This is a genomic window from Leisingera sp. ABM4_101 (assembly GCF_056158725.1).
In genome coordinates this window covers 1887501-1909411 of the sequence record NZ_JBSWTV010000002.1, presented here as the reverse complement: position 1 = coordinate 1909411, position 21911 = coordinate 1887501, and the positions used below count along the sequence as shown (strand labels likewise).

16 protein-coding genes, 1 tRNA gene and 2 rRNA genes (1 of these 19 only partly in view) are annotated in these 21911 nt (G+C 59.0%); 10 read left to right on the top strand and 9 right to left on the bottom strand.

Features of this window, described 5'->3' with window-relative positions:
* Positions 1-22 precede the first annotated feature (22 nt).
* Together ACXAEK_RS10405 and ACXAEK_RS10400 are read left to right on the top strand one after the other, a co-directional pair.
* Entirely contained in the window at positions 23-1180 is a 1158-nt protein-coding gene (locus ACXAEK_RS10405; protein WP_475041719.1) for an aromatic ring-hydroxylating oxygenase subunit alpha, read from the top strand.
* On the top strand, positions 1177-3645 hold the full coding sequence (locus ACXAEK_RS10400; RefSeq protein ID WP_475041717.1) for a CoA transferase: 2469 nt from the start codon (positions 1177-1179) through the stop codon (positions 3643-3645). Before ACXAEK_RS10405 ends, ACXAEK_RS10400 begins: the two co-directional genes overlap by 4 nt.
* Before the next feature lie 375 nt (positions 3646-4020).
* Here ACXAEK_RS10400 and ACXAEK_RS10395 read toward each other — a convergent pair whose 3' ends face one another.
* Positions 4021-4644, bottom strand: coding sequence for a TetR/AcrR family transcriptional regulator (locus ACXAEK_RS10395; protein ID WP_475041715.1), 624 nt, complete (start codon positions 4642-4644; stop codon positions 4021-4023).
* Positions 4645-4739: 95 nt separating this feature from the next.
* Here ACXAEK_RS10395 and ACXAEK_RS10390 point away from each other — a divergent pair, with 95 nt between their 5' ends.
* The 5 genes from ACXAEK_RS10390 to ACXAEK_RS10370 all read left to right on the top strand — a co-directional run bounded on the left by ACXAEK_RS10390 (position 4740) and on the right by ACXAEK_RS10370 (position 8214).
* On the top strand, positions 4740-5606 hold the full coding sequence (locus tag ACXAEK_RS10390; protein ID WP_475041713.1) for an MBL fold metallo-hydrolase: 867 nt from the start codon (positions 4740-4742) through the stop codon (positions 5604-5606).
* A 65-nt stretch (positions 5607-5671) separates the two neighbouring features.
* A complete protein-coding gene (locus ACXAEK_RS10385) occupies positions 5672-6019 on the top strand; it encodes a DUF1330 domain-containing protein (protein WP_475041711.1) in 348 nt (115 codons plus the stop codon).
* An 18-nt stretch (positions 6020-6037) separates the two neighbouring features.
* Positions 6038-6505, top strand: a complete 468-nt coding sequence (locus ACXAEK_RS10380) for a DUF4437 domain-containing protein (protein ID WP_475041710.1) — start codon at positions 6038-6040, stop codon at positions 6503-6505.
* Positions 6506-7087: 582 nt separating this feature from the next.
* Complete coding sequence (locus ACXAEK_RS10375) at positions 7088-7576, top strand: twin-arginine translocation pathway signal (protein ID WP_475041708.1); 489 nt, start codon at positions 7088-7090, stop codon at positions 7574-7576.
* Positions 7577-7596: 20 nt separating this feature from the next.
* A complete protein-coding gene (locus tag ACXAEK_RS10370) occupies positions 7597-8214 on the top strand; it encodes a ferric reductase-like transmembrane domain-containing protein (RefSeq protein ID WP_475045245.1) in 618 nt (205 codons plus the stop codon).
* A 400-nt stretch (positions 8215-8614) separates the two neighbouring features.
* Here the strand turns inward: ACXAEK_RS10370 and ACXAEK_RS10365 are convergent, their stop codons facing one another.
* Complete coding sequence (locus ACXAEK_RS10365) at positions 8615-9706, bottom strand: aromatic ring-hydroxylating oxygenase subunit alpha (protein WP_475041706.1); 1092 nt, start codon at positions 9704-9706, stop codon at positions 8615-8617.
* A gap of 267 nt (positions 9707-9973) precedes the next feature.
* Here ACXAEK_RS10365 and ACXAEK_RS10360 point away from each other — a divergent pair, with 267 nt between their 5' ends.
* Entirely contained in the window at positions 9974-10396 is a 423-nt protein-coding gene (locus tag ACXAEK_RS10360; protein WP_475041705.1) for an EF-hand domain-containing protein, read from the top strand.
* Positions 10397-10977: 581 nt separating this feature from the next.
* Here the strand turns inward: ACXAEK_RS10360 and ACXAEK_RS10355 are convergent.
* The gene (locus ACXAEK_RS10355; RefSeq protein ID WP_475041704.1) at positions 10978-12132 is read right to left on the bottom strand and encodes an acyltransferase family protein; all 1155 of its coding nucleotides are present in this window, start codon (positions 12130-12132) and stop codon (positions 10978-10980) included.
* 427 nt (positions 12133-12559) lie between these two features.
* Between ACXAEK_RS10355 and ACXAEK_RS10350 the strand changes: the two genes are divergently transcribed.
* The gene (locus ACXAEK_RS10350) at positions 12560-13192 is read left to right on the top strand and encodes a tyrosine-type recombinase/integrase (RefSeq protein WP_475041702.1); all 633 of its coding nucleotides are present in this window, start codon (positions 12560-12562) and stop codon (positions 13190-13192) included.
* Between the two features lie 238 nt (positions 13193-13430).
* On the opposite strand, the gene leuB is transcribed toward ACXAEK_RS10350, so the two are convergent.
* Together leuB and ACXAEK_RS10340 are read right to left on the bottom strand one after the other, a co-directional pair.
* Positions 13431-14540, bottom strand: coding sequence for a 3-isopropylmalate dehydrogenase (leuB, locus tag ACXAEK_RS10345; RefSeq protein ID WP_475041700.1), 1110 nt, complete (start codon positions 14538-14540; stop codon positions 13431-13433).
* Entirely contained in the window at positions 14537-15730 is a 1194-nt protein-coding gene (locus ACXAEK_RS10340) for a TauD/TfdA family dioxygenase (RefSeq protein ID WP_475041699.1), read from the bottom strand. The genes leuB and ACXAEK_RS10340 overlap by 4 nt, the downstream gene beginning before the upstream one ends.
* A 109-nt stretch (positions 15731-15839) precedes the next feature.
* Between ACXAEK_RS10340 and ACXAEK_RS10335 the strand changes: the two genes are divergently transcribed.
* Positions 15840-16739 (top strand): LysR family transcriptional regulator, encoded by a 900-nt coding sequence (locus ACXAEK_RS10335; RefSeq protein WP_475041698.1) that lies wholly within the window; start codon positions 15840-15842, stop codon positions 16737-16739.
* A gap of 406 nt (positions 16740-17145) precedes the next feature.
* Here the strand turns inward: ACXAEK_RS10335 and ACXAEK_RS10330 are convergent, their stop codons facing one another.
* The 4 genes from ACXAEK_RS10330 to ACXAEK_RS10315 all read right to left on the bottom strand — a co-directional run.
* Positions 17146-18456 (bottom strand): hypothetical protein, encoded by a 1311-nt coding sequence (locus tag ACXAEK_RS10330; RefSeq protein ID WP_475041696.1) that lies wholly within the window; start codon positions 18454-18456, stop codon positions 17146-17148.
* A gap of 386 nt (positions 18457-18842) precedes the next feature.
* A tRNA-Met gene (locus ACXAEK_RS10325) sits at positions 18843-18919 on the bottom strand.
* A gap of 121 nt (positions 18920-19040) precedes the next feature.
* A 5S ribosomal RNA gene (rrf, locus tag ACXAEK_RS10320) occupies positions 19041-19155 on the bottom strand.
* Between the two features lie 201 nt (positions 19156-19356).
* Positions 19357-21911: ribosomal RNA gene (locus ACXAEK_RS10315) — 23S ribosomal RNA — on the bottom strand (it continues 275 nt past the right edge of the window).

Here is a 21911-nt window from a genome sequence, read left to right as displayed (position 1 = left end):
CGCCAGCCCGGAGAACAAGACCATGACCCAAGAAAACCTGCGTGCGCTGGCTGCGGACTACTATGCAAGCCCGGAAATCCACGCCGAAGAACGCGAAAAACTGTTCTACAAGGCCTGGCAATACGCCTGCCATGTCAGTGAACTGGCTGAACCCGGCGATTATGTGGCCACCAGCATTCTGGGCCAGAATGTATTTGTGGTGCGCGATCAGGACGAAGAAATTCGCGCTTATTACAACATCTGCCCGCATCGCGGTCACAAGCTGGTTGAAGGCACTGGCCAGACCCGCGCCATCGTTTGCCCTTATCACCACTGGAGCTTTTCCCTGGATGGGTCGCTGCGCCATATGCGCAAGCGCGACACCAGCCATATCCCTGAACAGAAAGAAGTGTGCCTGAAAACGGTGCGGGTGGACCGCCTGCTGGACTTCATCTTTGTCAATCTGGATCCGGATGCGGAACCTATTGCAGAATACTGGCCGGGGATCGAGGCGCAGGTGCGCGAAAAATGCCCCAAGGTGGACAGCTATGTTCTGGGTAAAACGGCGGCGGCCATTCACGAGGTGGATGTTGCCGCCAACTGGAAGATCCAGATCGACAATTATCTGGAATGCCAGCATTGCCGTCACGGGCATCTCTCATTCACCGACATGCTGGACATCAACAACCAGACCTATGAGCTGAGCAAGAACGCCGCCTACAACTTCATCCCCGGCAATGGCAAAGCAGACAACATGGCCTATCCGCTGGATCTGGAGCATGACGAAACCGATCTGTACTTCTGGTTCCTGTTCCCCAATGTGGGCATTTCCCAGTTTGCCGGTGTGCCCAATATCACCCTGTTCCAATGGAACCCCATCGGCACCGACCGGGGCTTGCGCTGGAGCATCAACCTGGAGCCTGCCGAAGACACCGATCCGGGGATGCGGGAGCGTCAGGAAAAACGGGCAATCTGGGGGCGCGATGTGCTTCAGCCCGAAGATATTTCCTTCCTGCTGTCAGTTCAGGAAGGCATGTCGCAACGCTCGTTCGATCAGGGATGGTACATCGTGGATTGGGAAAATATCGAGTTTTCCGAGGCGATGATGCGCCATTTCCACGCGCTCTATCTGGCCCATATGGGGCGCGGAGAGATGCCCGGAGATGTCTCCACGCGCCTGGTAGAAGAGCCGGCGCGATGAGTGGTGCAAGGCCGCTCAGCGGCGTCCGGGTTTTGGACTTTGGCCACTATCTGGCCGGTCCGCTGGTCGGCATGATGCTAGCCGATATGGGGGCCGAGGTCATCCGAATCGATCCGCCCGCTGGTCCGCGATGGGATGACCCCGCCTTTGCCATGCTGTCACGCGGCAAGCACGTAATCCGGCTGGATCTGAAAACCGCAGCGGGGCAGCAAAAGGCAATCGAATTGGCCAAACGCGCCGATGTTGTGATCGAGAATTTCCGCCCTGGCGTCATGGACCGGCTTGGCGTTGGCCCATCAGTTCTGAGGGCTGCGAACCCCGCCCTGATTTACCTGTCCATGCCCGGCTTTGCCTCAACCGACCCCCAACTGGCAGGGCTGGCGGCCTGGGAGGCCATCATTGCCGCACGCACCGGCCAGTTCACCGATATGGGGTTGAACCGTCGGCTGATGGGGATCAAGGCGTCGTTCTCCCCGCTGCATCTGGCGTCGGCCTATGCGGCGAGCTACGGGTCGATGGCGGTACTGTTTGCGCTCTATTCGAAAGACAAGACCGGCGGCGATCATATCGAGGTGCCGCTGGCGTCGTCGCTGTTTGAAGGGCTCGCCTACAATCACGAACAGATCGAAGATTATCCCGACCGCTACAAATCCCCGCGCGAGTTGGAACTGGATCGCCGCGCACGCACGGGTGAGCCCTGCAATCTGAGTTTCGCTGAGCTGTCGGAGTTTCTGGACCCGTTTTACCGCACATATACCTGTCAGGATGGCCGCGGGTTTTATGTTGTGGCTGGCAGCATTGCGGCTCACCCCGCACGCGTATTGGAAACGCTGGGGTTGGAACACCTGCTGGAAGATCTTCCCGTTTTTGACCCTTACTTGGACACCAAAGACTGGCCGGACGAATGGACGCTGAGCAATTACCCGGTCGGGGCCCGGGACCGCGCAAGGATCGCAGAGGCGATGAAGGCCGCCTTCTTGACCAAGCCCGCGCATGAATGGGATGCGCTATTTGGCGCGGCCAAGGCCCCGGCAACCGCGCAGCGCAGCACCGCTGAATGGCTTCACGATCCGCATGCGTTGGCGTCTGGTTTGATCTTGTCCGTTGATGACCCAAGCTATGGATTGATGCAGCAAATTGGCAATGTCGCCTGGTTGGCTTCAGACACGGGTGCAACGGTCAAACACGCCCCGTGCGATGGCAGTGCCTTGGTCGAGACGATCCTGGCCGAAGCGCCACGCGATGCTCTAACGGGGAGTGAAAGCGCTGGCTGGCTGGACGGTTTGAAAGTCGTCGATCTGACCAATGTGATTGCAGGCCCGACGATTGGTTCAACACTTGCGCGTTTCGGCGCCAAGATCACCCATGTTCAACCAGTCAGGCCTTCGGTCGATCCGTGGAATGCGGTTGTCTTTGGACTTCAGGCAAACCGGGGAAAGGAGAGTATTCTGCTGGATCTGAAGTCCAAAGCCGGGCGCGAGGCGCTCAACCGCCTGATTGCGGAGGCCGACGTTGTCACCCTGAATGCAACGGACGATCAGCGGGACGCTTTGGGACTGTCGGCAAGCGATCTGGCTCTGATCAACCCCCAGGCAATTCTGGTGCAGCTTGATGCCTTTGGCGGGCCGATCCGGGGGCCGAAATCAGATCACCTCGGCTATGATGACCTGGCGCAGGCGGCAACGGGCATCATGACCCGGTTTGGCGGCGGTAAAGAGACCCCGGAAGAGCATGCCCACGCCGGTACGATCGATGTTCTGGCTGGCTTGACGGCCTGTGTCGCCTTGGGCGGTGCCTTGTTGCAAAAGCAACGTACCGGCAAGGTTGATATTGCCCGATCATCGCTTTCGGCAGGCGGGAACATGATACAGGCGCAGTTCATGTATGACTATGCCGGCCGCGCTGCATTCGATGAACCTTCCGGCCGCGCAGCTTTAGGATCTGACGCGTTCTACCACTGTTACGAAGCATCGGATGGCTGGTTTTTCTTTGCGGCTCCAACCGAGAAACGTGACCGGTTGGCGGTGACTACTGATCTGGCCGGGCTGGCGCAATGCCCCGATCTGATCAGCCGGCTGGCGCAGCGGTTCAAAACCAAGCCCATCGCCTATTGGGCGGAACATCTGAATGCGGGAGCAAGCGCTGTGGTTCCTTTGGCCTCGATGCTGGAAACGCGTGACGACGCCCTGGAAACCGATAGCAACGGCCCGGCCGATATCGAACAAGCCACCTATAGAGCTGTGCGCCACGACACCCACCCCATGGGTCATTGGTGTGATCTGGCTGCGCCCAATGCCATCCGCCTGAAGCATGCGCAGATCAGGGTGCCCAGCCCAGCACCAAAATACGGCAGTGACACAAGGGCCGTGTTGAGGCGGGTTGAGTTCTCTGAACGGCAGATCGACGACATGCTCGCCGAAGGTTCCGCTGAAGAAAGTTGGTCGGTGAGTTACTTGCCGAAATAGCCGGAGTTCAACTGTTTCTCGGCCATACAAAGCTGGATGGCACCGTTTGATACCTTGGCGCTGAACTTGAAGATGCGCTGGCGATCTCAGAAGCCGTAGAAATCTAAAGGTATGGGCCGTCTTCACGGACGGCCCAAAGCTGCCACCCAAGACCTTCCAGTCTTCTGCTTTGCAGCTTCCCCAGAGCAGCCATTCGCAGTCAGGTGCAGAATTTCAAGAACAGGCGAGACAAAGTATGAACTCGCTGCGGTTGCTCGAGCGTCAGCGATTGGCCAACGCGTCGAGCCCAATCCGTGCCTCACACTAAGATCACTTCGGCCCAAAGGCGTTCGCGACTGCGAGCATTCTTACTTCGTGAAAACCTGACGTTTCCCGTCAATACTGTGACTGCAATCCCAGCAAGAATGCGGAGACCATGTCGGATATTTCTGCTTCGCGCTCCTCGTCCACTTCTTTTCCGTTCAGCCATGTGACGCTCAGGAAGACCAAGATCATCGACCGGCGGGCAATCGCCAATTGCCCCAGCTTTCGCCGCCCAAGCGCATCCAGTCCAAGATGACGGCTGATCAGCTCGGCTTCGATATCCAGCCCCTGAACAATAATGGCCTCGTTTTCATCAAAGGCATCACGGGTGGGGTCGTGGGCCTTTGCGAAGTCGTCCAATGACAGGCTTACGATTCCCTTCCGTTCAGCCAAATAGCGGGTCGTCCGCCTGTTGAGTTCCCGAATTGCATCTTCACCGTCCAACTCCTCAGGCAGATCCAGCAACAAGTGCTCTTCTGCCAGGGACTCCCCAATGAGAGCTGTCAGGATGGCGCCCAGACCTTTGAAATGCTTGTAGATAGACGCAGGCTCAATCCCAACAATTCGGGCGATTTCTCTTATTTTCAATCCAGATGCGCCCTTCTCGCCAGCCAGTTTCTCGGCTGCGGCAAGAATGGCGTCACGCGTCGCGAACCCCTCGTATTCCCGGGCAATTTCTTTTGGCCGTCCCACCATGGCTTGGTGTCATCTCCTGTATTTCAGGGCCTCCTCTTGACTTCTTTGCTAACGTTGTTAGCTAAGGCAAACAATGTTAGCTTTGAGGGGCCTATATGAGACTGCCTGCCACGTTTGCCACCACGGCGCTGATTGCGCTGGCAACCACTGCGAATGCACAGAACAGCCCGATGACCGAAGTCGCGGTTGGCGTCTTCCACTTTTTTGCCATGGGATACTCCAGCATGGTGGTTGTTGGAGACGACGGCGTCCTCGTGACAGACCCGTCTTTCACGCCGCGGGCTGAGATCCTGAAAGCAGAACTCGCAAAAGTCACGGACAAGCCCGTTACTCACATCGCTCTCAGCCACGAGCATTTCGACCACATTGGCGGGACCGAAGTGTTCGAAGGCGCCGAGATCATCCTGCAGGAAAACGGCCTGGATGTTCTGAAGCTGTCGCCGCTCATGCCCATGCCAGCCATCACCGTGTCGTTCGACGACAGCCACACCGTGGACCTGGGCGGCCAAACCGTTGAGTTGCATCACCTCGCCGTGGCCGATGGCGTCGCGACCACCGTTGCACGCGTGGCGGACAGCGATGTCGTATTTTCGGTGGACATGTACATGCCGCGGGAATTGTCGCCGCATGAGTTCAAGGAGGACACCAACTTTGTTGGCTCGGCCATTGTTCTGAACACTTTGGTGGATTGGAACCCGGCCTACGCCATCAACGGGCATTCAAGCGGCAACAGTGTCGAGGCTCTTCGGGAAAACGCCGCGTTTTTGAATGAGCTGCAAGCGAAAGTAGAGGCCCGTTTTCAGGAGGCATTTGCCAGCGGCAATCCGTCTGCGCCGGTGGAGCTGCTCTTTACCATTCCGAACGAGATCGAGATGCCCGAATATTCGGACTGGAAAAACTACGACACCGCCTTCCCCGGCTACGCGCGCCGCATGGCTCTGTCCGTTTTCCACGGCGGCTGAACGGCAATGCCCTGTTCCGGGCGGCACAAAACTCAATCTGCAACAAACACAAAAGGGAACCCAACATGTCCGTCATGTCAGTTGGAAAGGAAGCCTATCTTCTGTTCAGCTTCACAGAGGAAGGAGATATGAAGAATTTTGGCGAATATGCAAAAGCCTCTAACGACGTTCTCGAGCAGTTCGGAGGCGAGCTCCTTGTTATAGGCGCGCGGGAGGCCTCCATTTCCAAGTTCGAGGGCAAATGGCCGGAAGGCGCAGGTCTTACCCTGATACGGTTCCCCTCCCGCGAAAACCTTGAGAACTTCTGGAACAGTGATGAATACCAAGCCATCATTGACCTTCGGACAGCGATTTTGCCGGCCAATTTCACCATTGGGTTCTCGCACGGTTGGCGGGGCGAAGCCGCCTCATAACCCTTACGGCACACCTCGATGAAAGACAGAATCATGTTCAGTTCAATCGCTAAATCCGCTGCAATGGCAAGTCTTATCGCTTGCGCAGCCGTGCTGCCCGTCCAGGCTGAAATGGCAAAAAGCTCATACAGAATTGCGCTGGATGAGGCAGAATTCTTCCAGCCTGAGGGCGCACCATTCGAGCTGGCTGTCCTTTGGGGCAATCCCCAGGAAGGACCGTCGGCGGTCCTGATGAAATTCCCGCCGAACTTTCCCGGAGCGATGCACTCACACACCCATGGATACCACGGTATGGTCGTAAGCGGTGCGTCAAAGCACTATGTCAAAGGGGAGAGCGAAGCCGAGGTGCCGCTGCAAACCCCTGGAGACTACTGGTATCAGCCGGGCGGCGAGCCACACAATGACTCCTTTCCCACCGATGAACCTACGGTTCTGTTCATTCAATGGGACGGCCCAATGGACGTTCACTTCCACCCGGAAGATTAGATCTCAGGTCAAAATGGAGGGGCATGTGTCCCTCCAGACGCATTTCTCCGGAATCGGCCCACACAAGACATTCGTCCGGTCGGATAATGCTGCGGTGCAGCTCTCGCATTCCCGCCATTCGTGCGTCTTGCAGCATTTCAGGAAAAGAAGGACTGTGCCGCGGGACCTTCCCGCCCTTCGCCGCCTGGGCTACCCGGTACGGTAGCTCTGCACATGTAGCGACCTTTGCAAAGTCGCGGCAGATAGGAGGCCTTGCCAGGCAGGGACAGCCCAATGCGGTCGGTGAGCGACTGAGCCGAACTGCATCGCGGCGCCCCAGACTGGCCATTCACGTAACATATAGAGAACAGTCGGAACGAGCCCGAGCCGCCTCAAGCGCGGATCGGTGAAGGGCCAGAGGGCGAAAACACTGCGGCGGCCAACAGGTCCCAGCCACGGGATCACAAAACATTGAGCGGGGTTCGATGCGCCGTCCGGCCGCCGGAACTCGGAATTTTCTGCAAACTTGCTATAATTTGAACGGTTCGGGACCAGTCCCGTGTGACCAGCCGGGCATCCGAACGTTCGTTGGGAGACCTATTCATGCTTACCGTCCCATTCACCCGTCGTTCCCTCCTCGCCGCAGGAAGTGCTGCCGTGGCGATGGGAGCCTCCGGCTTCCTTGTTCCCGCCCGCGCAAAGGGCCTTGCACCGACGCCTTCAATGCGCGGGGGTGCCAACAACTATCGCCCCGGCGCTCCGATCGTGGACAGGATTGGCGGCGGTGGATTTTGGATGACGGGCACGGTTCGGCGTGCAGGCGATGGCGCCCCGCTTGCGGGGCAGCGCATCCAGATCTGGGCGCATACGACCGAAGGGCACGAGCGTGACCAGAGGAGCCATGGTGCCACGCTCACGGATGCAAACGGGGAATTCCGCCTCGAGATGCCGCAGATCGTCCCCGCTTTCGGCCAGCCGCATGGCCACCTCGCCTACGATAGCAGTGACTTTGAAACCGTCTTCCTGCGTCCGGTAATGCGGAGTGCCAAAGATACCACCCTAAGCGCGCATTTCGTCCTGCAGCCTGCATAGCTGTAGTGGGTGCTATGATTATGAGCCCGGCCCGAAAGGCTTTGGTATGGGCTGCCCTCACCGCCACCGTTGTAGTTCCAATCGCCGCTGCTGCGATGAGCCCGCTGCAGGCATGGCGCCAGCCAGTTTACATCGCGGCAGGATTTGCTGGTGTGATCGCTATGGCGCTCTTACTCGTACAACCCTTGCTAGCCGCCGGCTACTTGCCGGGATTGCAGTCACGGCGTGGGCGACGCGTGCATCGCTGGACCGGTGGCGTTTTGATCGTGGCGGTTGTGGCTCACGTGGCAGGCCTTTGGGTCACCAGTCCGCCGGACGTGGTCGACGCGCTTCTTTTCGCGTCGCCAACGCCGTTTTCCGCCTGGGGCGTAATTGCGATGTGGGCGGTATTCGGCGCTGCGCTGCTGGCCGCCTATCGGGCACGTTTCCGCCAGAGATTGCGCACGTGGCGCCGCGGCCATACGGCTCTCGTAACAATTACGGTCATAGGGAGCGTGGTCCATGCCATGCTGATCGAAGGAACAATGGAGACGGTGTCAAAAACCGTGCTCTGTGCATTAGCCCTCTTGGCGACAGTTAAGGCGGTGGCTGATCTTAGGGCGTGGGCAATCCGGCCGCGCCATGGCCCCCGACGATGATCTGAAAGCAAGGCCGGACGATGCCCTTGCTCCTCTACCTGCAATGACCACATCACAGGAGCCGGGTCTTCTCCTCTAGAACCGGAAGGCACGAGACACGGCGCCTCCGGCGGTCGCCTTTCAGCGCAGCAAGGCGATAGCCGCGCTGAAGCGCGGCTGCAGGATTTCCCATGAAAACGTCCTTCTGCAGCTGGATGCCGGAGGCGTGAAGGCCGTTGATACAGACGGTTCCGACCTAACAAGCCATCAAGCATTCTGGTTAGCCTGGTCGCAGTTCCATCCTCAAACCGCCCTTTGGCCCAACTAAGTTGGCTTAACACGGACAGCCTTTGGATAAGTCGCGGTCTCGCCGCTAAAAAAGTGGTCAGTGTGCCCGTGGCCGACAGACCCGCTCTATACGTCACCGTACCAAAGCCTGCTGGTAGTGCTCTAGAAAAGCCATGATCGGATGCTCCGACTGAGAGGAGCAGATGGCATCCACTACCAGAGGACCGGTATCGAACCCGCCGGACTCCAGTCCCCGCTGCACCGAGTCCACGATCGGCCCGTCCTCGGCAAAGGTGGTGGTGCGGTGCTGCAGGATGATCTCCTCTTCAACTGCGTTCGGCTCAGGCTGTGGCAGCCACCAGTCGACCTCGATCTTGGTCCGGTTCACAGCCAGAGGCTTCCAGCGGTAGGTATTCACGATGCCGCCCGGGTAGACCTGCAGCGCCAGCAGCGGAAAGAACCACCAAGTCAAGAATTTATCGGTCTTCGCCTCCGGATCGGCCACATAGGAATAGCTCTTCTTCCCGTCGGGCCTCGCGGGCGAAACATGCCGGATGCCGTAATCACAGCCGCGGGTGCGGTATTGGTCTGGATCCACCACCCCGGTGGTCAGCGTCTTATGCACCACCGCGCAATGGTAGCACTCGTTGAAATTCTCGGCGACCACCTTCCAGTTGGCCGCGGCCAGCCGTTCAGTCCGTGCCGCGCGTTGGTAGCTCTCTAGGTTCGGCGCATAATCCTGGATCTCGGGAATGGCCTCAGCCGCCAGTTCAGCAAAGGGCATGGCATCTGCATCCAAGTTGACCAGCACTAGGCCGAAAAAGACCTCGACCCGCACCTGGCGCAGGCGGTGCTGCGACTTGTCGAAACCGGGGAAGTTCGCGGCATTGGGGACCGCGCGCAGCTGCCCCGTGGTGTCATAGGTCCAGGCGTGGTACGGGCAGGTCATCTTCTTCGCACAGCCCTTGCCCTCCAGCAACTCATGACCGCGGTGGATGCAGACATTGTAGAAGGCCCGGATCTCCCCGTCCTGACCGCGCATCACGATAACCGAGGTGCCGGAAACATCCTCCACCACGTAATCGCCAGAATTTGGAATGTCCTTGGCATGGCCGATCAGCTGCCAGCAACGGCGGAAGATCTTCACCTTCTCCTCCGCAAAGAGCGCTTCATCTGTATAGCTGCGGGCCGGCAGGGTGGAGTAGACACCTCCGGCAAAGCTCATTTCCCCCATCTCTCCTCCTCCGGGCAAAACTGGCTATCCGGCAGAGTGCCGCCCTGCAGGCAGCGCTGCGCCTCCATTCCCGCCCAAGGGGTCGGACACAGGCGGCCTGATTACGGCAGGCGCGGCGGTTTCAGACCTTGATATCAACAGCTTGTGAAAGTTGATGACGCATCTGCGAGCCGCGCCGGATTTTTGCGCCGGAAAACCGCAACTGCCCCGTTTCAGAAGGGACATACCGTCGCAGAGATTTGAACAAAGGACCTGACCATGAAGACGCAAATCCTCATCACAACCATGGTGACCGCCATTGCCCTGCCTGCTTACGCCGGCGGAGGCCGCCTCAAGGCGATGGACCTGAACGGCGACGGCAAGGTGACCGTCTCCGAGGCGGTGGAGGCCCGGGTGGCCAAGTTCGACAGTGCCGACACCGACGGCAACGGCAGCCTGGACAAGGGTGAGCACACAGCGATGCTGGAGGCACTGAATAGCCAGCGCAAACGCGGCGGCGGCGCCAAGCGCACAGGCAATGCCGATCCCTTCTCCATCACCGATGCTGACGGCAACGGCAGCATCTCCAAGGCGGAATTCCGGTCTGTCGCCGAGCAGTTCTTCACCCGCGTAGACGCGGACGGCAATGGCGAGCTGACCCGCAGCGACTTCCGTGCCCTGCGCAGCCAGAAGAGCGGCTGACCTGCAATACCGGGCGGGCGCCCGCGGCTGGGTTTGGAGGAGCCCTTACGCCGCGCGATGCACGCCTCCACGGGGGCAGGCAGGCCGTGCCTGCCTGGCCCAACAAGGCTCTACTGAATTTCAGTTAGGAACCTTAACACCCAAGCCGACATTTGCGACTCTGCAAAAAACGTCAACAGGGCCCCGAGCCGACCTCGGATGCATCACAGGATCGGCGCCATGTTGGAACAACGGCCCAAAGCAGCCCTTGATCGGGGGTCCCGTAGCTCCAGCGCAGCTTCCCCAGAGCGGCCATTCGCAATCAGGTGCAGCATTTCAAACCAACCAATGCCTCCGTGGCGGGACGGAGCCGCCTTTCGCCGCATATTCAGCTTGGACAGCCCCACACGTTTGCTTTGGGCAAGAACCGGACTTTGCTGAATCCGGTAAAGCACACCTTGTTGCCACCGTGAGGCTGGAGAGGGCTGCAGTGCAGCTTCCGCTTTTCCGCCGCTCGTGTTTCCTGCGGCATTTTTCGAAGGCCGAAGAACCGCACCACAGTATGGAGCTGCCGTTATTGGTCCTTGTCCCGTCATCCCGCATCATGCCGGAGGCGGCGCCCGGCCAGGTCTTCTGCCGCCGACTAGGAAAGAAACTGGCCCGCATTGGTCTGCTAGCGTCCAAAGAAACCAGGTCCCGAAATAGACAAAGGCAACGAGGAGCATGAATTCAAACCACCAGGGCGCCGAAAACTGAGCCGCAACCGCCAGTCCAACCAAGGTCAGCGGAAAGTGCAGCACATAAAAGGGAAACACTGCGCGGTTTAACTCGCGCAGCAGCGGACTTGATCTGCTGAGATACCGTGCAGCCAGGCCCAGGGCTGCTACACACCAGCACCAGGCTGTTGCCGCCTCGATTACCGAAAAGGCAGTCGTGTTCGGTGGGGTTAAGCCCGCAGAGAGCCAGCCCCCAGCCGCAAGCGTCTGGCCCGCTGCGGGATCCTCTAGCAGCGTGATTGCGAGCAGCGCGGCCTTGCTTCCGAAAAGCAAGACCGCGCAAGCCAGAAGCCACCAGGCATGCCCGCACGCCCAGTCCAGAAAACGGACATGATCGGCGCCGATCAGATAGCCGCCCAGGAAGAACAGGAGGTAGAGGACAAACTGATAATTGTCTCCTGCCAGGGCGGCTGCATAGGGCTTAAGGACAGCAACGGCCGCCGCCGACAGAAGGACCAGGATCGTCAGCAATGCAACTGGCCGCGGCACCCGCGGCCCAAGGCGCCGCCGAACGAGGAAGACTGGCCAGCACAGCACCGTGTAGAGTGTGAGGTTGATCAGGAACCAAAGGTGCTGAACCTGCTGCAGCTCCGGTTCCGTCGCCCAGCTCCACCAGAAGGAAGGAAAAGCCTCAGTCTCTCCCGTCAAGGCCGCGATGGCATAGCCGCCGAAGACATTGATGAAGAAGGTGCCGAAAAGGAGAGGCGCCCCGAGCCGCAGGAATCTCCGGCTCATGAAGCCTGGCCCTACGCCCCTCAAGGTCAGAAACCAGGTGCCGACACCGGCAATCATGAAGAGCGACGGAAGACGCCAGCTGTGGCTCCAATAGATAAACAGGGTCAACCCGTCGCCCGCCAGCCGGTCGTTCACGAAGTGGTAGATGCCTATCCCCCAGTCAACAAAGCCAACGGCGGCATGGTGCGGAACCAGCAATGCAAAGAGAATAATCCGGAGCCAGTCGAGTTCGTGCCTTCTCGTCATTCGATACCTCCTGCCGGATCTTCGGACCTCCGGTCGGCACAATCGGCGCGATCAGACCGCGCTGTCCGGTAAATCCGCCACCATGCTTAACGTCTGCCCTTGAGCTGACGCGGTCAATGGGTTTGGGGAGCGGCCAGCCAGCGGTCACATTTGCAGAGGATGACACGCCCGTTTCAGGATGCGAAGCGCCCGTCTGTTCTCTACGCAGCGGGCGATCAGACCGAGCCCCACAGTACCGAATGCTGCGTGCGACACAGATGTCCGCTTCGCTGAACCGGTTTAATCAAACATGCGAGGGTGTGCCCGGCAGCCAACGGCAGCAATGGGCTCTTTGTAACCATGAAAGGATCGGCCTTTATCGTGTTACCCTGAGCTGCCAATGTCGGATTGGCGATGCGGCGGATCGTGGCGGATTGGAGGAACCGCCATGACTATCGCAAATCTACCAGCCATACGCGCCTGCCGCCCTGCTTGGAACAAGGGACGGGTTGTTGGACAGAAACGTCCGCTGATGCCGAAACATGTTTGGGCCATCCGGGTACGATTGGAAATCGCGGAGAACCATCGCGAGCTAGCTCTCTTCAATCTAGCTATAGACAGCAAATTACGCGGTTGCGACCTCGTGAAGCTGAAAGTCGCAGATGTGTTCGCCTCTGGTCAGGTCAAAGAACGCGCCTCAATCATTCAGAGCAAAACCCGGCGGCCGGTCAGGTTTGAGATCACTGACGGAACGCGCAACTCGATTATGCGATGGATGAAGGAACCCCTTATGATCGGGTCCGAATACCTCTGGCCAGGGCGGTTTCACGAACGGCTGCATATTTCGACGCGCCAGTACGCACGTCTGGTCCGCGAATGGGTCAAGTCCATCGGTCTGGATCCGACTTCATACGGAACACATTCAATGAGGCGAACCAAAGTTGCGTATATCTATCGCAAAACCGGCAATCTGCGTGCTGTCCAGCTTCTGCTTGGACACACCAAGATGGACAGCACAGTTAGGTATCTCGGAGTTGAGCTCGAAGATGCCTTGGCAATCTCTGAAGCCATTGAAATCTAGTTGCAAAGGGCCGCCGACAGTGCGGCCCTTGCCAGACATTCACAGCTTTCTTTCAGCCACCCGGAAGCGGTCGTTGGTGCTGGGTGCGGCATTGCTCCCCTTCACTGGGTGGAAGAAAGCGAGCCCTCCTAAGACAGCATGGTCATAAAACTAAACTTCACCGAGGATAACTCACAGATTGGACGGGATCAGCCTGTCCCAGGGCCGGTGAAGACGTCCAATTGGGTCTTCCCTATCATTATGTGTTCAACCCTAGACTATTCAATACAGATTGCGTGACAGCGGCGGTATCAGCAGCCCCACCCAGGTCCGGAGGCAGCAAACCTGCAGTCAATGCGTCATCCACGGCCTGTTCAATGGCTCGTGCGGCATGAGGCTTTCCAAAGCCATGCTCGAACATCATTGAAACTGACAGGATTGCGCCCAGCGGGTTGGCGATGCCCTGTCCTGAGATATCCGGTGCGCTGCCATGGGTCGGCTCGTAGAGCCCGCCCTTCACGGGGCGCCCAGACTTTGCGGCCGCGGGCAGGGTTGCCGAAGGAAGCATGCCCAGGGACCCCGAGACCACAGCGATCAGGTCCGAGATGAGATCCCCAAAGAGATTGTCACCCAGCAGCACATCAAATTCCCGCGGGGCGCGTGCCACTGCAAACAGTGCGTAATCCATCAGCAGGTGGCTGAGTTCGATATCGGGGTATTCGTCGCGCCCGATCCGCTCGACCGTTTCCCGCCAGAGTTTGCCGCTCTCCATCACGTTCGACTTGTCCAGCGAGGTGACGTGCCCGCGCCGCCCGCGTGCCGCCTCAAAAGCGCAGCGGGCGATGCGCTCAATCTCTGCCGAGCGGTATTCGCTGATTTCAAAGGCCCGGATCTGACCATCGTTCAGCACCTCGCGCCCCCGGGGTTCGCCGTAGTAAATGCCACCCGAGTTTTCCCTCACCACCAGCAGGTCAGCCCCTTCCACGACCTCGCGCCGGTAGGGTGTCGCTGGCAGGAGCGCCCGCCATGCACGCGCCGGACGCAGGGCGTTGTAGACATCCAGCTCGATCCGAAGCCGGGTAAGCCCGTCGGTTTCCGTGACCGGCCCGTCGATCTTGATGTTGTCCCATTCCGGCCCGCCCACGGCACCAACCAGAATGGCATCCGCCGCGCGGGCCTTGGCGGCCACCGCATCGGTGCAGAAGGTGCCATGCATGTCCCAGGACGCGCCGCCGAGAAGGTCCTCCTCGATCTCAACCGCCACACCAAAGAGATCCGCAGCCCGGCGCAGCACTTTTAGCGCGCTGGCCGTCACCTCCGGCCCGATATGGTCGCCGCCGAGCGCCAGAACTTTGAACGGAGCGCTCATCCGGCCATTCCCTGCGGCAGCACCAGATGCATGGCGTCCGGGTCCAGGTCGCGCTGCAGCAGGCGCATGCTGGAGTGGAAATCGTCCAAGTCGACCGAAGACGTGAGAACGGCACGGGGAGGCGTTTCGGGTGTGAACCCCGTCCGCCCGTGCAGCAACCGCTGATTGTCGAACAGCAGCCCTTCGCCTGCCTTCAGATCCAGTGTCAGGCGAAGTTCGTCACTGTACAGCAAGTCAAACAGCCGTTTCAGCGCGCGGTAGACCGGAACAACCTGATCGGCAGGCACATCCAATGGCGAGATCTGCCTCTCGTTCATCCGCACCCCGCAGACCTCGCCCCGGCCGTCCAGCCGGATGAGCGGCAGGCGGGACTTGTACCAGCGCATATTGCCATGGCTGTTGTCGCCAGGGTCAAAGCGCTGGCAGGTCACAGGCGTGTTGCACAGCAGCTCGAACTCCTCAGGCCATTGCGCCTTCAGGCGGCGAACGGCTTCGAACCCGTCCACCAGCGTCGAGGCCCCGCCGTTCGAGCTGGGCCGCAGAACCTGGAACACGGTGATGCCTATGGCGGCATAGCGGTAGGGTTCATCCACATGCGGATCCAGCGGGCCGGTGGTGTCTCCCACATTGGTCACAGTTGTCTTCTTTTTCAGCGTGTAAGTACCGTAGTGCGTCTGCCGCTGCGCGCCCGCCAATTGGATCATCCGCTGGCTTTCTGACCGGTCGGTTGGCGCATCCACGATCTTGCAGAAGCCGTAATCCCGCACTGTTTCGAGGATTTTCAAACGCGCCGCAGGGTCAGCCTCAGCTTCAGCCAGAGACCCAACCGGAATATCCGCGCTGATGGATCCGTCCCAAAGGATCGGCTGCACACGCCTGCGGACACGCTCAGCCTCAGAGTAACAGTGATTGCGCAGCCAGCGCGCCGCGTATTCCGACCGGTGCCCGTCCGGCCAGAGGACCTGAACGCTATTGTCCGCCACTTCCGCGCTCTCGATCGGGATGTCTTCATCTATATGGTGCAGGCGGATGCCGCGCACGCCGGTCTCAGGCGTTCCGCAGACGGGGCACCAGCATTGATGACGCAGCCAGATGGGATGAAACCGGCTTTCGTGGCCGTCCTCAAAGACAACGGTCAGAAGACCGGTCTCTGCAGAAGCTGAGCTGATACGGTGGCGTGCTGATAGCATGAACTGTTCCTCGCGGGTTTCCTGTCCGCAACTAGGCCGCCAGCGAATACATTTGACAAATTCCAATTCAACACATGATGGTTGAGCTAAGCTCAAATATGGAGCGCACATGCTGCCCGACCCCAAAGACCCCTCCTATCTGGGTGCCCTCGTCTATTTTCACCATGCTGCGGAAAGCCTGAGCTTTTCCCGGGCGGCCCAGGCACTGAACGTGACGCCGTCGGCCGTCAGCCACCGCATTGCCGCGCTGGAAAACACACTCGGGAAACGGCTGTTCGAGCGCCGCGTGCGGGAAGTCCGGCTCACCCAGGATGGTGCCGAACTGGCACGGGCCACAGCAGTGATCTGGAACGAGCTCAAAGAGATCACGGGGAAATTGACAGCCCAGGAGGTGCTGCGGGTCTCGGTCGGGCCCTATCTGTCCTCGCAATGGCTCATGCCCCGGATCGGCGCGTTCGAAGCACAGCATCCCGGTCTGCGGGTAGATTTGATCCATATGATCGGACAGCCGGATTTCGGCCTGGCCGATGTCTCGATCATCTGGGCCGAACTGGATAGGCCCGCAGCGGGAGCGACACTGCTGTTTGATACTAACGCCATCCCGGTTGCCGCGCCTGGAGTTCCGACAAGCGGAAACTTCTGGGAGGAAGTACTGCCGCCCATCCACTACCGCGACCGCTCAACCTGGCGTCATTGGCTTTCGACAATCGGCGCCCCCGCAGATTTTGCAGAACGCGGCGAAATCCTAGAAGAGCCGCATATGGTTCTGGAAGCTGCTGCCTATAGGAGGGGCATTGCGATCGGTTTTCTGCCCTTTATCGGCAAGTTCCTGGAACAAGGGCGGCTTGTTCAAGTGGGAACGCATTCTGTCCGCTCCAACCGGGGCTACCGGATGGAGGTAAACTCGGACGGTCGCCCTGTGGCCACACTGTTTGCCGATTGGGTAAATCACCGGGCAAAAGAGGATGTGAATTATACAGCGACGGGAAAGCAATCCGGGTCAACTTGAAGGGTAGACACCGCAATCTCAAAACGATGGGTCAGATAAAGAACTTGGTCGCGTCAGATTGCGCTGCAGGGGCAAGCTGAGGGCATCGTTTGGTTGCTTGGAGCCAAGGGGTCACTGTTCATATTCACCCGCTGAGAATGCTTGTAAACCGGCCTCATCGACAATCCAATCCCGGAAGGCTTTCAGCTGCTCCTGCTCTATCGCATCCGGCGGGCAAACGGGCTGAAGCCGGTTTTCTGCCCTTCGTGCCAGTTGCTTCGACACGCTCCGAGATCCGAGATGGCTTCGTTGCCGCCTTGCGGCTGTGCAGAAATCAGCTGGCCCAAATGAACGTTGGAATGTCAGCTTCAACAGATGACCCCACAAGATCTAGCTCTTGCAGAGAAGGTCCGCATTCCGCCCCTTGCTACAGTGGCCCGTTTCCTGGCTCCCTATGCGAGATCCTCGTCAGCCGCGCTTCATCTTCCGGCTCCCATTTCTCGCGCAGGCCGCGAACATAATCCGCGTCATGCTTCAGCTTTTGCCGCTCCTTGGCGAGGACGCGTTTCACGGTCCGGGCCACCAGTTGAGCAATGCGCGTGACCATTCCCATTGCTGGACGGATTTCTTTCAGCTTTCCCTCCCTCACGCCCTTGGTCTTCGGAGCTGTCGCGCCCCAAGCCAGGCCTGCCTGCTGATCTGCAGACGCCTCCCGCCAGTAGATCGCCCCATCAGCAACCAGATTCAATCCGCTTTCAATCGCATCCGTGATGACCTCCGCCTCCGCTGCTTTCAGCCGGACCTTTTCTTCTGCCTCCTGCAGCCTCGTCTCCTCAGCCAGCCGGGCAGCCCGGGCCTCAGCAACTGCTTTCTCTTCCTGGCCGCGGTGCTGAACCATCTGCAGCAGCTGAGCGGCCAGATCAGATTTCTCCGCCTTCGCGGCGTTCAGCACCTGCTCGGCCTGTTGCCTTTCTTGGATAATCCGCGCGCGTTTTTCCTCTTCGGCCTTCCGCGCTGCCGTTTCGTCCCGGTACTTTTCTGCAGCTTCTTCCGCCCTTGCCTCATACCCCTTAACCCTCGGCTCCAATGCACCGACCTCAGCCACAATTTTCTTTTTCAGAGCATTCGCGGCGTCAGCCGCTTTTTCCTTCTGCACAGCCTCTGCCTCCGTCGCATCGCGGCGGCGGATCATCTTTGCAGTTTCCCGCGCGGCCCGCTGTTTGCGGGCCCGCGCCTCTTTCACCGCTCGCTTGCGCGACTTTTTGACCGTGGCCTTGGCCAGGTCCCGGCCGTTTTCAACGGCCGCCTTTGCCTCATCCAGAGCATCGCCCAGGATGCGCTTCTTCTCCGCTTGCGCCTTGAGGCGCTCCTCGGCACGCCACTTTGATGGCGGCACATGCTGCCGCCGCTCGGGCAGAGGTTTTCCCTCTGCCCGCGCCTGGCGCCGGGCCTCGGCACGGCGCTCCCCCCGGGTGATCCCGATTGTCTCGAAGGCCTCTCCGGCAAGATTCTGGGCATGCTCATAGCTTTTGATGAGCGGGTTCTCAGATGCCTGCAGCAGGATCTGATGCCCGCGGTTGGCGGATGGTTTCTCGGTCCAAACGGCCACGACAAAGTGGATATGGTACACTGCCGAGCGCAACCGGCTGAAGGCCGCAGCCGCCGGGAACCGCAAGGAAAAGGAACAGGCGCTCGCCCGTGCAAAACGCGACCACCAGAAGCTGGTGGATGCGATCATTGCGGGCATTCCCGCAGACCAGGTGAAAGACCGGATGATCGAGCTCGACACGCGGCGCCAGCAGCTGGAACGGGAGCTGGAGCATACCCCTGCCCCGGACACGGTGGTGTTTCACCCGTCGATGGCGGAAGCCTACCGGGAGCGGGTCAGGCGGCTGATCAAGGGCCTTGGTTCCGCCGCAGGCATGGAAGAGGCCAAGGAGGCACAGCGCGCATTGGTGGAGCGGATTGTGCTGACGCCCGCGGCGGAGGGCCCTGGCCTGGATCTGACCATGGAGGGGGATCTGGCCGGGCTGCTGCGTCTTGCGGCCGGAGCGGAGGGTCCGAACACGGAGAAGGCCCCGGATGGTAGATCCGAAGCCTTTGATATTTCTGAGGAAATTGTGTTGGTTGCGGGAGCAGGATTTGAACCTGCGACCTTCAGGTTATGAGCCTGACGAGCTACCTGGCTGCTCCATCCCGCGACAGGTATGATGTCCTACCGCCCGGAGGGCTACTTGAGGACTTTTGTTTGTCCTGCCGCGTGGAACGCTGCTTGAGGACGGTGTTTTTATCGTTTTCGAGAGATTTTTTGGATTTTACTAGGTTTGGCGGTGACCTACTCTCCCAGGGCTTTAGCCCAAGTACCATCGGCGCGACAGTGCTTAACTTCCGGGTTCGGGATGGGACCGGGTGTTTCACTTGTGCTGTGGCCACCAAACCAAGAAAAATCCAAGCGCCGGAGGCGATTGGATTTTCTTGGTTAGCGGCAGACAGCGGGTTTGCGGAGCAAACCTGCGTTGCCGCACCCGAGTTATGTCACATGACATATCCAAATGCGTCCGGCTGCAATCAACGTTGTCCAAGTGTTTGTTAGGGATGTGTTTGCTTTCTGTGTCCGTAACACTGTCTGTTACTGGATCAAATCAAGCCTATCGGGCGATTAGTACCGGTCAGCTGAACGCATTGCTGCGCTTACACCTCCGGCCTATCGGCGTGGTGGTCTTCCACGGCCCTCAGGGATACCTTGTTTTGAGGGGGGCTTCCCGCTTAGATGCCTTCAGCGGTTATCCTGTCCGATCATAGCTACCCTGCACTGCTGCTGGCGCAACAACAGGTCCACCAGTGGATCGTTCACCCCGGTCCTCTCGTACTAGGGGCAACTCCTCTCAAGTATCCTACACCCACGGCAGATAGGGACCGAACTGTCTCACGACGTTCTAAACCCAGCTCACGTACCTCTTTAAACGGCGAACAGCCGTACCCTTGGGACCTGCTCCAGCCCCAGGATGAGATGAGCCGACATCGAGGTGCCAAACACTGCCGTCGATATGGACTCTTGGGCAGTATCAGCCTGTTATCCCCGGCGTACCTTTTATCCGTTGAGCGATGGCCCTTCCACGCGGGACCACCGGATCACTATGGCCGACTTTCGTCTCTGCTCGACTTGTCAGTCTCGCAGTCAGGCTGGCTTCTGCCATTGCACTCAACGAGCGATTTCCGACCGCTCTGAGCCAACCTTCGCGCGCCTCCGTTACTCTTTAGGAGGCGACCGCCCCAGTCAAACTACCCGCCACGCAGGGTCCCGGATCCGGATAACGGACCGCGGTTAGACATCAAGAGTGCGAAGGGTGGTATCTCAAGGGAGGCTCCACAGGAACTTGCGTTCCTGCTTCGATGCCTACCACCTATCCTGCACATCACAATCCTGATGCCAGTGCGAAGCTGTAGTAAAGGTGCACGGGGTCTTTCCGTCTAACCGCGGGAAGCCTGCATCTTGACAGGCAATTCAATTTCGCTGAGTCGATGTTGGAGACAGCGGGGAAGTCGTTACGCCATTCGTGCAGGTCGGAACTTACCCGACAAGGAATTTCGCTACCTTAGGACCGTTATAGTTACGGCCGCCGTTTACCTGGGCTTCAATTCGGAGCTCTCACCCCTCCTTTTAACCTTCAGGCACCGGGCAGGCGTCAGACCCTATACGTCGCCTTACGGCTTCGCAGAGCCCTGTGTTTTTAATAAACAGTCGCCACCCCCTGGTTTGTGCCCCCGGATCCAAGTTGCCTTGAACCCGGGCCTCCTTCTCGCGAACTTACGGAGGTATTTTGCCGAGTTCCTTCAACATCGTTCTCTCAAGCGCCTTGGTATTCTCTACCAGTCCACCTGTGTCGGTTTAGGGTACGGTCTGATGGAGGGCTATTTCCAGGGACCAATCAGCGGCCCGCCCAATCCGATAAGGGCGGACAACCTTCATGATCCGTCACATCCTCCTGGCCCAGGAATATTAACCTGGTTCCCATCGCCTACGCCTTTCGGCCTCGGCTTAGGGGCCGGCTTACCCTGCTCAGATTAGCTTTAAGCAGGAACCCTTGGACTTTCGGCGAGAGTGTCTCTCACACTCTTTGTCGCTACTCATGTCATCATTCTCGCTAGTGATCTCTCCACCGGATGGCTCACGCCCCGGCTTCATCGAAAGCTCCTTGCGTCCAACACCTTCCGAAGAAGGCTAAAGACGCATGGAACTATGTCACACTACGCTCTGCTACCATGCACTATGTGCATCCTCGGCTTCGGCTCATGGCTTGAGCCCCGTTACATCTTCGCCGCAGGACGTCTTATTTAGACCAGTGAGCTGTTACGCTATCTTTAAAGGATGGCTGCTTCTAAGCCAACCTCCTGGTTGTTTTGGACATCCCACCTGCTTTCCCACTTAGCCATGAATTGGGGGCCTTAGCCGGAGGTCAGGGTTGTTTCCCTCTCCACGACGGACGTTAGCATCCGCCGTGTGTCTGCCATCTAGTACTCCCGGGTATTCGGAGTTTGGTTAGGATCAGTAAGCCTGTGGGGCCCCATTACCCATCCAGTGCTCTACCCCCCGGGGTATTCGGATGACGCTCTACCTAAATAGATTTCGCAGAGAACCAGCTATCTCCGAGTTTGATTGGCCTTTCACCCCTAGGCACAGCTCATCCCGATCCTTTTCAACGGATGTGGGTTCGGTCCTCCAGTGCGTGTTACCGCACCTTCAACCTGGCCATGCCTAGATCACTCGGTTTCGGGTCTGATCCCACGAACTCATGCGCCCTATTAAAACTCGCTTTCGCTGCGCCTCCGCCTAACGGCTTAAGCTTGCTCGTAAGACCAAGTCGATGACCCATTATACAAAAGGTACGCTGTCAGCCCTCAAGGGGCCTCCAACTGATTGTAGGCGTTCGGTTTCAGGTACTGTTTCACTCCCCTCGCCGGGGTGCTTTTCACCTTTCCCTCACGGTACTGGTTCGCTATCGGTCAGTAAGGAGTACTTAGCCTTCGGAGGTGGTCCTCCGGTCTTCGAACAGGATTTCACGTGTCCCGCCCTACTTAATACGTCCCTCAGAGCTTAGAATACGGGGCTGTCACCCGCTATGGCCATGTTTCCCAACATGTTCTTCTCACTCATCAGGCTCGGCTGGTCCGCGTTCGCTCGCCACTACTAAC

What these genes read in the sequence shown, in the direction of transcription:
- ACXAEK_RS10360 (WP_475041705.1), top strand. Translation starts at nt 9,974, where the DNA reads ATGAAGACGCAAATCCTCATCACAACCATGGTGACCGCCATTGCCCTG.
- ACXAEK_RS10375 (WP_475041708.1), top strand. Translation starts at nt 7,088, where the DNA reads ATGCTTACCGTCCCATTCACCCGTCGTTCCCTCCTCGCCGCAGGAAGT.
- ACXAEK_RS10400 (WP_475041717.1), top strand. Translation starts at nt 1,177, where the DNA reads ATGAGTGGTGCAAGGCCGCTCAGCGGCGTCCGGGTTTTGGACTTTGGC.
- ACXAEK_RS10330 (WP_475041696.1), bottom strand. Translation starts at nt 18,456, where the DNA reads ATGATCGCATCCACCAGCTTCTGGTGGTCGCGTTTTGCACGGGCGAGC.
- leuB (WP_475041700.1), bottom strand. Translation starts at nt 14,540, where the DNA reads ATGAGCGCTCCGTTCAAAGTTCTGGCGCTCGGCGGCGACCATATCGGG.
- ACXAEK_RS10390 (WP_475041713.1), top strand. Translation starts at nt 4,740, where the DNA reads ATGAGACTGCCTGCCACGTTTGCCACCACGGCGCTGATTGCGCTGGCA.
- ACXAEK_RS10335 (WP_475041698.1), top strand. Translation starts at nt 15,840, where the DNA reads ATGCTGCCCGACCCCAAAGACCCCTCCTATCTGGGTGCCCTCGTCTAT.
- ACXAEK_RS10405 (WP_475041719.1), top strand. Translation starts at nt 23, where the DNA reads ATGACCCAAGAAAACCTGCGTGCGCTGGCTGCGGACTACTATGCAAGC.
- ACXAEK_RS10355 (WP_475041704.1), bottom strand. Translation starts at nt 12,132, where the DNA reads ATGACGAGAAGGCACGAACTCGACTGGCTCCGGATTATTCTCTTTGCA.
- ACXAEK_RS10385 (WP_475041711.1), top strand. Translation starts at nt 5,672, where the DNA reads ATGTCCGTCATGTCAGTTGGAAAGGAAGCCTATCTTCTGTTCAGCTTC.
- ACXAEK_RS10380 (WP_475041710.1), top strand. Translation starts at nt 6,038, where the DNA reads ATGAAAGACAGAATCATGTTCAGTTCAATCGCTAAATCCGCTGCAATG.
- ACXAEK_RS10340 (WP_475041699.1), bottom strand. Translation starts at nt 15,730, where the DNA reads ATGCTATCAGCACGCCACCGTATCAGCTCAGCTTCTGCAGAGACCGGT.
- ACXAEK_RS10365 (WP_475041706.1), bottom strand. Translation starts at nt 9,706, where the DNA reads ATGAGCTTTGCCGGAGGTGTCTACTCCACCCTGCCGGCCCGCAGCTAT.
- ACXAEK_RS10370 (WP_475045245.1), top strand. Translation starts at nt 7,597, where the DNA reads ATGAGCCCGGCCCGAAAGGCTTTGGTATGGGCTGCCCTCACCGCCACC.
- ACXAEK_RS10395 (WP_475041715.1), bottom strand. Translation starts at nt 4,644, where the DNA reads ATGGTGGGACGGCCAAAAGAAATTGCCCGGGAATACGAGGGGTTCGCG.
- ACXAEK_RS10350 (WP_475041702.1), top strand. Translation starts at nt 12,560, where the DNA reads ATGACTATCGCAAATCTACCAGCCATACGCGCCTGCCGCCCTGCTTGG.